The sequence below is a fragment of the Herbaspirillum sp. SJZ099 genome, assembly GCF_007828355.1.
Classification (GTDB): Bacteria; Pseudomonadota; Gammaproteobacteria; order Burkholderiales; family Burkholderiaceae_D; genus Herbaspirillum.
This window is the reverse complement of the sequence record NZ_VIUO01000001.1, coordinates 724,457-738,274: the sequence shown is the minus strand read 5'-3', so window position 1 is coordinate 738,274 and position 13,818 is coordinate 724,457. Positions and strand designations below refer to the sequence as shown.

Here is a 13,818-nt window from a genome sequence, read left to right as displayed (position 1 = left end):
GATACCGGATAGTGTTGTCTTCAATTCAAACTGGATTGCCTGCCATCGCCCGTGATGCACGGCGCATGGCAGGCGCAAGTGTACTGTATCGCTACGGCCGCGCTTTCCCTCCCGCGACCTAAACGTGATCAGGCCTGGCCGTTCTGGCCCGCCTGGCCATAGCGGGTCTGGACATACTCCAGCACCACGCTCTGGAATTCCTCGGCAATGCGTTCGCCGCGCAGCGTCATCCGCTTTTCGCCATCGATAAAGACCGGCGCGGCCGGCGACTCGCCGGTGCCGGGCAGGCTGATGCCGATGTTGGCATGCTTGGATTCGCCGGGGCCGTTGACGATGCATCCCATCACCGCCACGTTCATGCTCTCGACGCCGGGGTACTTGCCCTTCCACACCGGCATCTGGTCGCGCAGGTAGGTCTGGATCTTGTCAGCCAGGTCCTGGAACACGGTCGAGGTGGTGCGTCCGCAGCCGGGGCAGGCGATCACCATCGGGGTGAACTTGCGCAGGCCCATGGTCTGCAGGATTTCCTGGCCGACCACCACTTCCCTGGTGCGATCGCCGCCCGGCTCGGGCGTGAGCGAAATACGGATGGTGTCGCCGATGCCTTCTTGCAACAACACCGACAGCGCCGCAGTGGATGCGACGATGCCCTTGCTGCCCATGCCGGCCTCGGTCAGCCCCAAATGCAGCGGATAGTCGCAACGGCGCGCCAGTTCACGATATACCGCGATCAGGTCCTGCACGCCGGAGACCTTGCACGAGAGGATGATCTTGTCGCCCGCCAGCCCCAGCTCTTCGGCGCGCTGGGCATTCTCAATGGCGGAAGTCACCAGCGCCTCGTACATCACCGCCTGTGCCGGCCAGGGTTCGGCGCGGCCGGCGTTCTCGTCCATGATGCGCGCCAGCAGCGCCTGGTCCAGGCTGCCCCAGTTGACGCCGATGCGCACCGGCTTGTCATACTGGCAAGCCACTTCGATCATCTGGGCGAACTGGGTGTCGCGCTTGGCGCCCTTGCCGACGTTGCCGGGGTTGATGCGGTACTTCGACAAGGCCTTGGCGCAGTCCGGGTATTCGGTCAGCAGCGTATGGCCGTTGTAATGAAAATCCCCCACCAGCGGCACGTCCACGCCCATGCGGTCGAGCTGCTCGCGGATGGCCGGCACGGCGGCGGCGGCTTCCGGCGTATTGACCGTCAGGCGCACCACTTCCGAGCCGGCGCGCGCCAGATCCTTGATCTGGATCGCGGTCCCGATGGCATCCGCGGTATCGGTATTGGTCATCGACTGCACCATCACCGGGGCGCCGCCGCCGACGGCGATCTGGCGCGCGCCGTGGCTGATCAGCACGCGGCGGCTCTGGCGGCGGGCCCAGGGCCCGGAAGCGATCGGGGAAGAAGACATGGCGTCAATTCAAATTCAAACGTGCGACATTGCTGCCGTTTGCAGGTTTCAGGTCCAGCGGCTGGCCGCGCAACGTGGCGTCGACACCGGCGGCGTTGCCGACCACCAGCATTGCAGCATCCGATATGTCGAATGCTTCAGTGGTTCCCGCCTTGAGCAGGCGCGAAATCAGCGTGGTCTTGTCCGCGCGGCGGATCTCCACCCACGAATCCTCGCGGAAGGTCAGCCGCAACAGATCCTTGCTGTTGACGATATGCAATCCAGGCGGCTCTGCTGCGGCAGTTGCCTGCGCCGACGCCGGCTGGCCAGTTGCCGCGGCTGCGGCTGCAGCCGCCGGCGCCCCCGTTCCAGGCGGCGTACTTGCCGGCACCGATGCCGATGGCGTTGACGGCACGACCGGCGCAGCCTTGGCCTGCTCCACCGGCGCCGCATTGGCCGTCTTGTCGGCGCTATCGCCGGACGCGGGCGCGATCGTTTCCACGCGGGCATTGACCGGGGTCTCCGAACCCGGGCCATCCGCGGCATTCGCATCCGGAGCGGATGCGGCCTCCGGCACGGCCGAGGAATCCGCCGGGTGCGCCTTGAGCCACGCCAATTGCGGCACATTGTCGGCCACATCGGTCCAGCGCACGGCGGCCGCGCCGGCCGCCACGGCCACCACCAGCGCGCCGATGATCACCGCCGCCGCGGAAGTGTTGCCCCGGCCGCCCATCATCGCCGGCAAAGGCGCCTCGGAAAACGGCGTCGACAGCGAATACTGCGGCACGATGTGGTCGCGCTGCGCCACCGGCGACTCCTGCGGCATGCCAGCGATCACCTCATTGGCATCCAGCCCCAATGCCTTGGCATAGCTGCGCACAAAACCGCGCGCCACGGCCAGGCCCGGCAAGACCGAATAGTTGTCCGCCTCGATCGCCTGGATCTGGCGCGGCGCCAGCTTGACCAGACTGGCGACCTGCTCCACCGACCACCCCTTCTTCTGCCGCTGCGCAGCCAGCACGGCGCCCGGCAAGGGCAACGCGGGAGCGGGCGAAGGCTGAACGCCTTCCTGCGGCAAAGGCACTTCGTTCATTTGTTGATCACTCATCAAATGCTCCACATGGAAAAACTTTTTTTAAACCGGCCCATGCCGGATTCTTCTGGAGCGTCCCGGCGCAATGCTCGCTGCGCCCCTCCCGGGAATTCGACAATTGCAGCGCGCGCCGCATGAAGCATGCGGCGCACGTAAAAACCTTGAACAACAAATACAAAAGGACGCCCGGCAACGGCCAAAAAGCGCGCCGCCGGCGTCCTTGCGGAGACAACGGCAAACCACATCCCCAAGCGCGTCGATGACACTGTCGCGCCTGTAGCGGCGGATCGGATGGGACGGCTGAGCGAAACATTCAGCAAACCTGCCGTCACCCGGTGATCTCCACGATGCGGCCGAAATCCTTGCCGAACTTGCCCTGGTACTCCGCCATCTTCTGCATGCGCTCCTGCACGCGGGTGCGATCCTTGACCTCGCCCGCCAGTTGCCCGCAGGCGGCATCGATATCGTCGCCGCGCGTCTTGCGGATGGTGGTGACGATGCCCGCATCCATCAGGATCTGCGCGAACGCCTTGATGCGCGGGTTATGCGAACGCTTCAATCCCGACTCGGGGAAGGGATTGAAGGGAATCAGGTTGAATTTGCATGGGATGGCGGTATCGCCCTGCGTCACCAGCTCCACCAGCTCGCGGGCATTGGTATCGCTGTCGTTGACGCCGTCCAGCATGCAGTATTCGAAAGTAATGAAGTCGCGCGGGGCGAATTCGAGGTAGCGCTGGCACGCCGCCATCAGTTCGCGCAGCGGATGCTTGCGGTTCAGGGGAATGAGCCCATCGCGCAGCGCATCGTTGGAAGCGTGCAGCGACACCGCCAACGCCACCGGGCATTCCTGCGCCAGCTTGTCGATCATCGGCACCACGCCGGAAGTCGACAGCGTCACGCGGCGGCGCGACAAGCCGTAGGCATTGTCGTCCAGCATCAGCCGCAGCGCGGTGACGGTCGGTTCGAAGTTGAGCAGGGGCTCGCCCATGCCCATCATCACCACGTTGGTGATCTGGCGCTCGCCCTTGGGGCCGCCTTCGATGCCCTTGGTCTTGCGCAGCTCGAATTCCGCCATCCACAGCTGGCCGATGATTTCGGCCACGCTGAGATTGCGGTTGAAGCCCTGCTTGCCGGTCGAGCAGAACCGGCAATTGACTGCGCAGCCCGCCTGCGTGGAAATGCATAGCGTGCCGCGGTTTTCTTCGGGGATGAACACGGTTTCCACCGCATTGCCCTGGCCCACGTCCACCAGCCACTTGCGGGTGCCGTCGGTGGAAGTGTGGTCGCTGATGATGGCCGGCGCACGCACTTCGGCGCGGGTCTTCAGCTTGTCGCGCAACGATTTGGCCAGATCGGTCATCTGATCGAAATCAGCGACGCCGAACTGGTGTATCCATCGTTGCAATTGCTTGGCGCGAAACGGCTTCTCACCCAACTCGCCGCAATAAGCGACGAGTTGCGCGGGATCCATATCCAGCAGGTTGGTGAGAGCTGTAGTCATGATGCCTTCGGCTGGGAGCTGAACGGAAAGGCGCGGCAAGAACCGCTGCGCCGGTTTCCGCCCAAATCCGGAAAACCGATCAAAAACAGGAACAGATTAACGCGAATAGACGTTCAGTGCCGGGAAGAAATAAGCGATTTCGACCTTGGCGGTTTCTTCGGCGTCCGAACCGTGCACGGCGTTGGCGTCGATGGAGTCGGCGAAGTCGGCGCGGATGGTGCCCTTCTCGGCCTTCTTCGGATCGGTCGCGCCCATCAGGTCGCGGTTCTTCAGGATGGCGCCTTCGCCTTCCAGCACCTGGATCACGACCGGGCCGGACACCATGAAGTCCACCAGGTCCTTGAAGAAAGGACGCTCGCGGTGCACGGCATAGAAACCTTCGGCTTCAGCGCGCGACAGTTGGGCCATGCGCGCGGCGATGATCTTCAGGCCGGCGTTTTCGAAACGGGTGTAGATCTGGCCGATCACGTTCTTAGCCACAGCGTCCGGCTTGATGATCGACAGGGTGCGTTGAATTGCCATGAGAAAAAACTCCAATAAAAATAATGGCTTAAAGCCAATAATTGATAATCCAATGAACCTTGTATTTTAGCATGAAACCATCAACTGGCATGGCAATTCGAGGCTTGCAGACGGCCTTTACGCTTGATTTTCTGCCATATATCCAGCGCCGGCTCGAACTTCAACGTCCGGCCGCCTGTCTTAAGCAGGACGCGCCGTGCTATGCTGTCACTCGCATTTCAACGCAATCGGAGGACAAATGAACCAACATCTGGATACGACTTTCGGCCATTCGACCGTGGGCCTGGCCACTCGCAACCGCGTGCTGCGCAACACCTACTGGCTGCTGGCGCTGTCGATGATCCCAACCGTGCTGGGCGCCTGGCTGGGCGTGCAGCTGCATTTCAGCCTGTTCGCCGGCAGCCCGATGATCGGCTTCGTGCTGTTTCTGGCAATCGCCTTCGGTTTCTTCTATGCCATTGAAAAGACCAAGAATTCCGGCCTGGGCGTAGTCGTGCTGCTGGGCTTCACCTTCTTCATGGGGCTGATGCTGTCGCGCCTGATCGAGTTCACGCTGGGCTTTTCCAACGGCGGCGCGCTGATCATGACGGCCTTCGGCGGCACCGCGGTCATCTTCGGCGGCATGGCGACCATCGCCACCGTTTCCAAGCGCGACTTCTCCGGCATGGGCAAATTCCTGTTCGCCGGCGTGCTGGTGATCCTGGTGGCGTCGGTGGCCAATATCTTCCTGCACATGCCCGCGCTGCAACTGGCCATTTCGGCCATTGCCATCGCCATCTTCTCGGCCTACATCCTGTTCGATGTGCAACGCGTGGTCAACGGCGGCGAGACCAACTACATCTCGGCGACGCTGGCGATTTACCTGGACGTCTACAACGTCTTCGTGAACTTGCTGTCGATCCTGGGCATCCTGGGCGGCAACCGCGACTGAAGCCCCTGCCCAATACGGAAAAGCCGGCGCAAGCCGGCTTTTTTTGTTGGATCGACAACAACTTACGCCGGCAGATCGAATACCGCGATCGATTCGACGTGGGCCGTATGCGGGAACATGTTGACCACCCCGGCATACTTCAATGCATAGCCCCCCAGATGCACCAGCACCCCCGCGTCGCGCGCCAGCGTAGCCGGGTTGCACGAAACGTAGACGATGCGCCTGGGCTTGAGGTGCTGCTGCTCCGGCGGCAGCTCGACCAGCGCCTTGCACACCTCCATCGCGCCTTCCCGCGGCGGGTCGACCAGCATGCGGTCGAACTTGCCCAGCGCCACGAAATCCTCGGGCTTGGCCTCGAACAGGTTGCGGCAGTAAAACGTCGTCTTGCCATCCACGCCGTTGACCTTGGCGTTGTCCAGCGCGCGCTCGGTCAGCGCGGTGCTGCCTTCGATCCCTACCACCTCGCGCGCCTGCGTGGCCAGCGGCAGCGTGAAATTGCCCAGGCCGCAGAACAGGTCGGCCACGCGGTCTTGCGGCTGCACATCCAGCAGGCGCAATGCCCGCGCCACCAGGACTCGGTTGATCTGGTGATTGACCTGGGTGAAATCGGTCGGCTTGAACGGCATGCGGATGCCGAATTCCGGCAGCGTGTATTGCAGCTTCGATTGCGCCGGATAGTAAGGCGCGGCCGTATCCGGCCCCTTGGTCTGCAGCCACCATTCGATCTTATGCAGGTCGGCAAACGCCTTCAGGCTGACCTCATCGGCCGCACTCAGCGCCTCCATGATGCGCAACACCAGTACCGTGACCTTGGCGCCGTCATCGCCCTCGCCCACCGCCAGCTCGATTTGCGGCAAGCGGTCGCGGATCGACAGGCCGGCAATCAGTTCGCGCAGCGGCACCAGCAACGCCGAGACATTGGGCGGCAGGATCTCGCAAGTCTTCATGTCGGCGATGAAGGACGAGCGCTTTTCATGGAAACCCACCAGCATGCCGCCTTTCTTGGCCACATGGCGCACCGAGATGCGGGCGCGGTAACGATAACCCCAGGTCGGCCCGTAGATCGGGCGCAGCATGGTTTCGGCCTTGGTCTTGCCAAGATGCCAAAGATTGTCTTCCAGTACCCGCTGCTTCATCGCCACCTGCGCGGACGGCTCCAGGTGCTGCATGGCGCAGCCGCCGCACGTGCCGAAATAATCGCAGCGCGGTTTGACCCGCAGCGAGGATTCGCGGTGCAGCGCCGTCATGGTGGCGGCTTCCCACTTGGGTTTTCTGCGGAAGGATTCGAAGCTGACCAGTTCGCCGGGCAAGGCGCCCTCGACGAAGATCACCTTGCCTTGGGTGCCGTCCTCGTTTTGAAGATGGCCGACGCCGCGCCCGTCCATATCGAGCGACTTGATTTCAATGATGATGTCTTGTTGCATGAAGGAAACCGCAGGGTGGGACCGAAGCGCCATGCGCTCCAATTGTCCGCTGCCAGAAAACAAAAGCGATATTGTCCGCGATCCGGCAGCCGGAGGGAAGCGCGATGCGCGCCCGGCGCAAGGAATCGGGATGGCGCGCCGCCGGCGGGCGCATAGAGTGACCGGGAATGCGGCTCAGAACAAGGCGTCGCGGTTGACCCCGCGCGACGCCAGCAGCCGTTTCAGCTTGACCAGCGCCTCCTGCTGCACCTGGCGCACCCGCTCGCGGGTGATGCCCATTTCGCCCGCAAGCTGCTCCAACGTGGAAGGATCGTCGTTATCCAGGCCGAAGCGGCGCGCCACGATCACGCGCTGTTTTTCCGACAGGCTCTTGAGCCACTCCCGGATCAGGATCGCCATTTCATGGCTCTCGGCGCGACTGTCGGGATGCTCCTCCACCGCGCTGGGCAGCAGGTCCATCAAGCTGGCTTGCGGATCGTTGTCCAACGGCGTATCCAGGGATGCCGCATGCTCGGACAAGGCCAGCACGTCCTGCACCTCCTCCACCGGCCGTTCGACCAGGTGGGCGATATCTTCGACGCTGGCGTCGCGGCCATTGTGCTGCTGGGCCTCCAGGTGGTACTTGGCGCGCAGGATCTGGTTCAGCTCGCGCACCATATGCACCGGCAGGCGCACGGTGCGCGCCTGGTTCATGATGGCGCGTTCGATGCTCTGGCGTATCCACCAGGTCGCATAGGTCGAAAAACGGAAGCCGCGCTCGGGTTCGAACTTGTCGATGGCGCGCATGAGACCGAGATTGCCCTCCTCGATCAGGTCCAGCAAGGCCACGCCGCGGTTGATGTAATGCTTGGCGATGGATACCACCAGCCGCAGGTTGTGCTCGATCATCTTCTGCCGCGCGATGAACTCGCCCTGCTTGGCCAGGGTGGCGTAGTGCAGCTCCTCGGCCGCGCTCAGCAACGGCTTGGCGCCGATCTTGTTGAGGTAGTGCTGGGTAGTGTCGGTGGACAGTTCGGCGGCGAGCACCTTCTTGAGCTCGTCCACACCTTCGGCCACCGCCGGCTCCTGCTGCTGTTCCACGGCGGCAGTTGGGTCGCCATCGGTCACTTCCGGCTCATCGACCTCCTCGATGGGGTCGTCAATATCCTCGCTGGGAGGGTCCTGGTCTGGCAAGTGATCGCGGCGATTGCTTGTCATGTGCTAGAGCGTGTGATGAACCGTTTCAGTTCCCGCGCCGCCCCGGAACGGGGCCGCATGCAAGGCGCGGACGTACCGTGGCCGCTGGAGCAAGGCCACCGGCGCCCCGTCCCGGGACTGCCCTGAACGTTCCGGCGCGCCTTGTACTGCATCCACTCCGATCCGGATGCGGGAGCCGAAATCGTTCATGACACGCCCTAACGTGGCGGCAAGTATTTCGCAGGATCGACAGGCTTGCCCTGTTGACGGATTTCAAAGTGCAACTTCACGCTGTCGCTGTCGGAGTTGCCCATCTCGGCGATCCTCTGCCCCTTGGTGACGCTTTGTCCTTCCTTGACCAGGATGGCCTTGTTGTGCGCATAGGCCGACAACAGGTTGTTCGTATGCTTGATGATCACCAGGTTGCCGTAGCCGCGGATGCCGCTGCCGGCATACATGACCTTGCCCGCGCCGGCAGCCAGCACCGGCTGGCCGGATTTGCCTGCAATGTCCAGGCCCTTCTTGCCGCCGTCGAAAGTGCCGACCACCTTGCCTTCGGCCGGCCACATCCAGGACACTCCTTCGTCATCGGTCGCCACCGGCACCGGCTTCTCCGCGGGGTGCGCAGGCTCGGCCTTGGCCGGCGCCGCAGGCGCCGTTGCGGCCGGCGCAGCCGCCGTGTCCGGCTTCTCCAGTTCCGCCAATGCGCTTTCCGAATAAGCCCGCTTGTCGCCGCGCGGGCCGGTCTTGTTCGACACCCCGGCCGCAGCCGCGGCCGGCGTCGCCGCACCGGGCGCGCCCAGCGGCTTGACTTCGATCCCCGAGGCCGGCACCGGCGCCACCGCCGCAGTCTGGGCCTGGCCGCCTGCGCCGTCGGGCGGCGCCACGCGCAACACCTGGTCGACCTTGATGTCGTTCGGGTTGCTCAGGTTGTTCCAGGCGACGATGTCGCGATAGCTTTGGCCAGCCTCAAGCGCGATGCGATAAAGGGTGTCGCCCTTCTTCACCGTGTAGTAACCGCGCCCGGCCGGCGCCGCAGCAGGCGCTGCTGCCGACGCGGCTTCCGCCGGTTTGCCGCTGCTGGTGCGCTCGACAACCGGCGCCTGCTGATTGGGCGTCGAGCTGCAAGCAGCCAAAATCCCGACGACACTCCCCAGCACAGCCAAACGAATTTTCTTCATGCTCTTACATTAAATTTTTGTACAACGCTGGTTGACCTACGGCCAGCGTGAGAAGTTCATCCAGGGGAAACGCAAGCCGCGACCGCCCGTTTGCCGGCCGCCTTGCCACTTCGCCATCATTGCCAGACTGCACCATGCCTTTGCTCCATGATACTTGCCGCCTCCTGCCTCATGCCTGTTTCGGCAATCCGTTGCAGATCTTGATACCGGCGCCAATCCATCCTATAACGAGCCAACAGGGGTGGCGATGCGCCTGCCCCGCCCTATACCGTTCCCGGCCGCAACGGCACGAAATGGCATTGTTCCATGGTCGTGCGGCGCCATTCGTAGCGGTCTACGCGTTCGATCAGCTCCAGCACTTGCTGGCGCGCGCCTACCGGCGCCACCAGGCGGCCGCCCACGGCCAGTTGTTCCAGCAAAGCTTGCGGCACCTCAAGGCCTGCGGCCGCCAGAATGATGCCGTCGAACGGCGCCACTTGAGGCAAGCCAAGCATACCATCTCCGTAATGCAAGCGGATATTTGCAATCCTCAGCGGCCGCAGGTTGTTCTTGGCCAGTTCATGCAGCGGCTTGATGCGTTCGATCGAATACACCTCCCCCGCCACCCGCGACAACACCGCCGCCTGGTAGCCGCAGCCGGTGCCGATTTCCAGCACGCGGTCAAGCCTGCCGCCGTGGCGGTTCTGGCGCATGATCTCTATCATGCGCGCCACGATGTAAGGCTGGGAAATGGTCTGGTGGTGGCCAATCGGCAAGGAGGCATCGATATATGCCTGGCTGGCCAGCCCCGGTTCGACGAACATATGGCGCGGCACCGCCTCCAGCGCCGCCAGCACCTTGGCGTCGGCCACGCCTTGCTTGGCCACGCGCGCCACCATCGCACGGCGCACGGCTTCCGACGCCAGCGGCGATGCATGGCTGGAATTGTTGGTCTGGGTGACCGTCATCACATTCCCGACCGCCGTCCTGGGCGCCGGAGCGGCGCTCAACAGCGGCTGTGCCGGCGTCTGCGGCCTGGAGGCTGCCGGCAGCGGCGACGGCTGTGAACGCAACGCCTGCGACAGCCCTTGCTGCACCGGATTGAGCGGCTTGGGCGCGCCACGTTCGGCCCGCTGCGAAGACAGCGCCGCATTCTTGGCTGCAGTCTGCGTGGTGGCTTGCGCGCGCGCGCCATTGGCCACCGTCTTGGCGGAAGCGGCGCCGTTCTTTTTCTTGTCCACCACCGAAGACAGGCTCAGCGGAAAGCGGCTCTGCTTGTCGCTCATGCAAGCGCTTTCTTCAGGTTGTCCAGTTGGGCGCGGTGGGTCAGGTCGATCTGCAACGGGGTGATCGAGACATAGCCGTTCGATGTCGCATGGAAATCGGTGCCCTCGCCGGCATCCTTGGCCGCGCCCGCCGGACCGATCCAATACAGGTCGCGCCCATGCGGATCGACCAGCTTGTGCACCGGCTCGGACATGTGGCGCTTGCCCAGGCGCGTAGCCACGCACCCCTTCAATTCTTCATAGGGAAGATTGGGGATATTCACGTTCAGCAGGTAAGGCTTGGGCAACGCGTCGAACTGGCGCTCGACCACTTCGCGCGCAATGCGCGCGGCCGCCTTCAGCTCGGCCCACCCCTTGTGCAACTGCGAAAAGGCGATCGAAGGGATGCCGAACAGGAAACCTTCGGTCGCCGCAGCGACCGTTCCCGAGTACAACGTATCGTCACCCATGTTCTGGCCCTGGTTGATGCCGGAGACGATCAGGTCGGGCCGTTCCTTGAGCAATCCGGTCAGCGCCACATGGACGCAATCGGAGGGCGTGCCGTTCAGATAGTAGAAGCCATTAGCGGCTTGTTCCACCCAGAGCGGGCGATCCAGGGTGAGCGAATTGGAGCTGCCGGAACGGTTGCTGTCCGGCGCCACGACAGTGATATCGGCGATGGGCGCAAGCACTTCGGCCAAGGCGTTGATGCCTGGCGCGAGGTAGCCATCGTCGTTGCTGATGAGGATTTTCATTGGCTGCATTTTAACCGAAGGCCGGAGATAAAAATCCGCGATACGGCAGACAACATCGCGCGTGCCGGCTCAAGCCAGGTCGGGCTCGGGCTGTGACGCCGCGGCCTGTTCCTCGGCGCGGGAAGCCGCCTGCTGGCGGAAGAATTCCTGCACGACAGCAGCCTCGCGGGTCCGCTTGAACGGGGGCAGGCTCTGCCAGATGCGGCGGCCGTAGTTTTTGCTGATGATGCGGGGATCGCAGATCATCAGCACGCCGCGATCGCCTTCATCGCGGATCAGGCGCCCTGCCCCCTGCTTGAGGTTGATGATGGCGGCCGGCAACTGGTGGTGCACGAAACCGTTCAAGCCCTGCTTTTCCATTTCGGCAATGCGCGCGGCCAGCACCGGATCGTCCGGCGGCGAAAATGGCAGCTTGTCGATGATCACCAGCGAAAGCGCATCGCCGCGCACGTCCACGCCCTCCCAGAAACTCTGGCTGCCGATCAGCACGCCATTACCGGCGGCCCGGAAACGATCCAGCAATTCGGTGCGCCCGGCCTCGCCCTGTACGAACAGCGGGTAAGGCAGCTGGCGCGCCTCGAACTCGGCCCGCAGGCGCTCGGCGGCGCGGTTGACCGCGCGCAGCGTGGTGCACAGGAAGAAACAGCGACCGCCGGCGGCTTCGATGATGGGCAAAGCGGCATCGATGACGGCGTCGGTGTACTCGAAAGAATTGGGCTGCGGCAGATGTTGCGGCACATACAAGATGCCCTGCTGCTCGTAGTCGAACGGGCTGGGCCAGGACTGGGCCGGCTCATTCCACAAGCCCATCTGGGAGGCATAGTGGTTGAAGTCGCGCTTCACCGCCAGCGTGGCCGACGTGAAAATCCAGGAACGCGGCGTGCTTTCGCGCTGCTTGTTGAAGATCGGCGCGATCGACAGCGGCGTACGATGCAACTGCAGCGAAGACGAATACGCCTCCACCCATTGCACATAGAACTGCTTCTCCTGAGGCGCCTCCGTCCCGGCCTCCTCCTTGCCCGGCTTGTCCGCTGCCGGCTTGGTCGGCGCCGCCCCCGGCAAGACGTTCCAGTTTTCCAGCTGGCGCAGGATCTCGTTGGCGCGGTCGCGGCATTGCTGGATGGTTTCGGCGCGTTCGGCCTGCTTTTCCAGCACGGCGATCATGTCGCCCATACAATCCTTGAGCGTATCCAGGGCGGGGAAGAACACGCTGGATGCGGCGATCTGGTTGAGCGCCAGGCGCACCGAGTCTTCCGGGAAAGCCAGTCGCAGGTCGCGCGCGGCACGTTCCACCGGCGCCACCAGGCGCGCCCAGTCGGCGCCGTCCCGCGCGTGCGACAAGCCTTCGGCCAGCACGTCGCGGCACAGCTCCAGCACCTGCGAGGTCGACACAGTATCGCCGAAGAACAGCGTGGCCGTTTCGGGCAACTGGTGCGCCTCGTCGAAAATCACCGTATTGGCCGCCGGCAGCAACTCGGCGATGCCGGTGTCCTTCAAGGCCACGTCGGCGAAGAACAAATGGTGGTTGACCACCACCACATCGGCCTGCTGGGCCTCCTTGCGCGCCTTCATCACGAAACAATCCTGGTAATACTGGCATTCGGAGCCGAAGCAGGTATCGCGGGTGGAGGTGACCAGGTTCCAGACCGACGCCGTCTCGGGCACCTTGGTCAGTTCGGCCTTGTCGCCTGAAGACGTGGTTTTCATGAAGCGCGAGATCTCGCGCAGATAGCCGACATCCTCGCGCGCGGTCAGGCGGCCGTTTTGCAGCGTGCGCTCAAGGTGGAAATGGCAGACGTAATTGGAGCGCCCCTTCAGCAGCGCGACCGAAACCGGCGCCTGCAGGGCTTTGCGCACGGTCGGGATGTCGCGCGTGTAAAGCTGGTCCTGCAGCGTCTTGGTGCCGGTGGAGACGATCACCTTGCCGCCCCATAGCAATGCCGGAACCAGGTAGGCGAAGGTCTTGCCGGTGCCGGTGCCGGCCTCGGCGATCAAGGTTCCCCGGTTGGCAATGGCCGAGGCGATCGCCTTGGCCATTGCCGTTTGCGAATGGCGCGGCCGGTAGCTGCCGACGGCGCCGCCCAGCGCCCCTCCGGCGCCGAACAGCTGTTCGATCTCGGCATCATGGATACCTGGTGTTTCCGATACGGCGGTATCTTCTTGAGCGCTCACTGCAGCAAACCTGTAGGGATGAAAAAACGGAATCGCGGATTGGCCGGACCAAGGATGCCAAACAAGGCAAACCGCGATAAGCCACTATAACCCGCTATTTTACGCGGAGTCGGCGCGGCAAGCCGTATCGGTATGCCGGCCTGATGTCCGGATCAAAATATGGCGGAGCCGGCGCGCCGAAGGCAACGGGATTACGCCGGAATATCGGGAACCAGCTGCATCTTCAGCAGGGAAATATGATCCTTCAGTTGCAGCTTGCGCTTCTTCAGGCGACGCAACTGGAGGTCTTCCGCACGCGGATCGCGCATGAGCAAGTCGATCACACTGTCGAGGTCGCGGTGTTCGACCTCGAGTTCGATGATACGGCGCTGGATGTCTTCGCGATGCGTGCTGGTCATAATGAATGGCTGAATGCGTATCTGGCTTCAGGCCGGAAGCGG

General features: G+C 63.4%; 13 protein-coding genes. 1 reads left to right on the top strand and 12 read right to left on the bottom strand.

Annotated elements, in window-relative coordinates; genetic code table 11:
- Positions 1-128: 128 nt before the first annotated feature.
- The 5 genes from ispG to ndk form a co-directional block, all read right to left on the bottom strand.
- Entirely contained in the window at positions 129-1,400 is a 1,272-nt protein-coding gene (ispG, locus tag FB597_RS03225) for a flavodoxin-dependent (E)-4-hydroxy-3-methylbut-2-enyl-diphosphate synthase (RefSeq protein ID WP_141916288.1), read from the bottom strand.
- A gap of 4 nt (positions 1,401-1,404) precedes the next feature.
- On the bottom strand, positions 1,405-2,487 hold the full coding sequence (locus tag FB597_RS03220; protein WP_144768011.1) for a helix-turn-helix domain-containing protein: 1,083 nt from the start codon (positions 2,485-2,487) through the stop codon (positions 1,405-1,407).
- Positions 2,487-2,717 carry a hypothetical protein gene (locus FB597_RS03215; protein ID WP_144768009.1) on the bottom strand — a complete coding sequence of 77 codons (231 nt, stop codon included), beginning with the start codon at positions 2,715-2,717 and terminating at the stop codon, positions 2,487-2,489. The genes FB597_RS03220 and FB597_RS03215 overlap by 1 nt, the downstream gene beginning before the upstream one ends.
- An 83-nt stretch (positions 2,718-2,800) precedes the next feature.
- The gene (rlmN, locus tag FB597_RS03210) at positions 2,801-3,973 is read right to left on the bottom strand and encodes a 23S rRNA (adenine(2503)-C(2))-methyltransferase RlmN (protein WP_141916282.1); all 1,173 of its coding nucleotides are present in this window, start codon (positions 3,971-3,973) and stop codon (positions 2,801-2,803) included.
- Positions 3,974-4,069: 96 nt separating this feature from the next.
- The gene (gene ndk / locus FB597_RS03205; protein ID WP_141916280.1) at positions 4,070-4,495 is read right to left on the bottom strand and encodes a nucleoside-diphosphate kinase; all 426 of its coding nucleotides are present in this window, start codon (positions 4,493-4,495) and stop codon (positions 4,070-4,072) included.
- 238 nt (positions 4,496-4,733) lie between these two features.
- On the opposite strand from ndk, the gene FB597_RS03200 reads away from it, so the two are divergent.
- Entirely contained in the window at positions 4,734-5,426 is a 693-nt protein-coding gene (locus FB597_RS03200; RefSeq protein WP_141916278.1) for a Bax inhibitor-1/YccA family protein, read from the top strand.
- Between the two features lie 62 nt (positions 5,427-5,488).
- On the opposite strand, the gene rlmD is transcribed toward FB597_RS03200, so the two are convergent.
- The 7 genes from rlmD to FB597_RS03165 form a co-directional block, all read right to left on the bottom strand.
- Entirely contained in the window at positions 5,489-6,850 is a 1,362-nt protein-coding gene (rlmD, locus tag FB597_RS03195; RefSeq protein ID WP_141916276.1) for a 23S rRNA (uracil(1939)-C(5))-methyltransferase RlmD, read from the bottom strand.
- Between the two features lie 174 nt (positions 6,851-7,024).
- Positions 7,025-8,047 carry an RNA polymerase sigma factor RpoS gene (gene rpoS, locus FB597_RS03190; protein ID WP_144768007.1) on the bottom strand — a complete coding sequence of 341 codons (1,023 nt, stop codon included), beginning with the start codon at positions 8,045-8,047 and terminating at the stop codon, positions 7,025-7,027.
- A 197-nt stretch (positions 8,048-8,244) separates the two neighbouring features.
- On the bottom strand, positions 8,245-9,207 hold the full coding sequence (locus FB597_RS03185; protein WP_144768005.1) for a peptidoglycan DD-metalloendopeptidase family protein: 963 nt from the start codon (positions 9,205-9,207) through the stop codon (positions 8,245-8,247).
- 263 nt (positions 9,208-9,470) lie between these two features.
- Positions 9,471-10,472, bottom strand: a complete 1,002-nt coding sequence (locus FB597_RS03180) for a protein-L-isoaspartate(D-aspartate) O-methyltransferase (RefSeq protein WP_144768003.1) — start codon at positions 10,470-10,472, stop codon at positions 9,471-9,473.
- Entirely contained in the window at positions 10,469-11,206 is a 738-nt protein-coding gene (gene surE / locus FB597_RS03175) for a 5'/3'-nucleotidase SurE (protein WP_141916268.1), read from the bottom strand. The genes FB597_RS03180 and surE overlap by 4 nt, the downstream gene beginning before the upstream one ends.
- 69 nt (positions 11,207-11,275) lie before the next feature.
- Positions 11,276-13,378, bottom strand: coding sequence for an ATP-dependent DNA helicase (locus FB597_RS03170; protein ID WP_144768002.1), 2,103 nt, complete (start codon positions 13,376-13,378; stop codon positions 11,276-11,278).
- Between the two features lie 191 nt (positions 13,379-13,569).
- A complete protein-coding gene (locus tag FB597_RS03165; RefSeq protein WP_141916264.1) occupies positions 13,570-13,776 on the bottom strand; it encodes a YdcH family protein in 207 nt (68 codons plus the stop codon).
- Positions 13,777-13,818 lie beyond the last annotated feature (42 nt).

What these genes read in the sequence shown, in the direction of transcription:
- ndk (WP_141916280.1), bottom strand. Translation starts at nt 4,495, where the DNA reads ATGGCAATTCAACGCACCCTGTCGATCATCAAGCCGGACGCTGTGGCT.
- rlmD (WP_141916276.1), bottom strand. Translation starts at nt 6,850, where the DNA reads ATGCAACAAGACATCATCATTGAAATCAAGTCGCTCGATATGGACGGG.
- FB597_RS03165 (WP_141916264.1), bottom strand. Translation starts at nt 13,776, where the DNA reads ATGACCAGCACGCATCGCGAAGACATCCAGCGCCGTATCATCGAACTC.
- rlmN (WP_141916282.1), bottom strand. Translation starts at nt 3,973, where the DNA reads ATGACTACAGCTCTCACCAACCTGCTGGATATGGATCCCGCGCAACTC.
- FB597_RS03200 (WP_141916278.1), top strand. Translation starts at nt 4,734, where the DNA reads ATGAACCAACATCTGGATACGACTTTCGGCCATTCGACCGTGGGCCTG.
- FB597_RS03215 (WP_144768009.1), bottom strand. Translation starts at nt 2,717, where the DNA reads ATGTGGTTTGCCGTTGTCTCCGCAAGGACGCCGGCGGCGCGCTTTTTG.
- rpoS (WP_144768007.1), bottom strand. Translation starts at nt 8,047, where the DNA reads ATGACAAGCAATCGCCGCGATCACTTGCCAGACCAGGACCCTCCCAGC.
- surE (WP_141916268.1), bottom strand. Translation starts at nt 11,206, where the DNA reads ATGAAAATCCTCATCAGCAACGACGATGGCTACCTCGCGCCAGGCATC.
- FB597_RS03185 (WP_144768005.1), bottom strand. Translation starts at nt 9,207, where the DNA reads ATGAAGAAAATTCGTTTGGCTGTGCTGGGGAGTGTCGTCGGGATTTTG.
- FB597_RS03220 (WP_144768011.1), bottom strand. Translation starts at nt 2,487, where the DNA reads ATGAGTGATCAACAAATGAACGAAGTGCCTTTGCCGCAGGAAGGCGTT.
- ispG (WP_141916288.1), bottom strand. Translation starts at nt 1,400, where the DNA reads ATGTCTTCTTCCCCGATCGCTTCCGGGCCCTGGGCCCGCCGCCAGAGC.
- FB597_RS03180 (WP_144768003.1), bottom strand. Translation starts at nt 10,472, where the DNA reads ATGAGCGACAAGCAGAGCCGCTTTCCGCTGAGCCTGTCTTCGGTGGTG.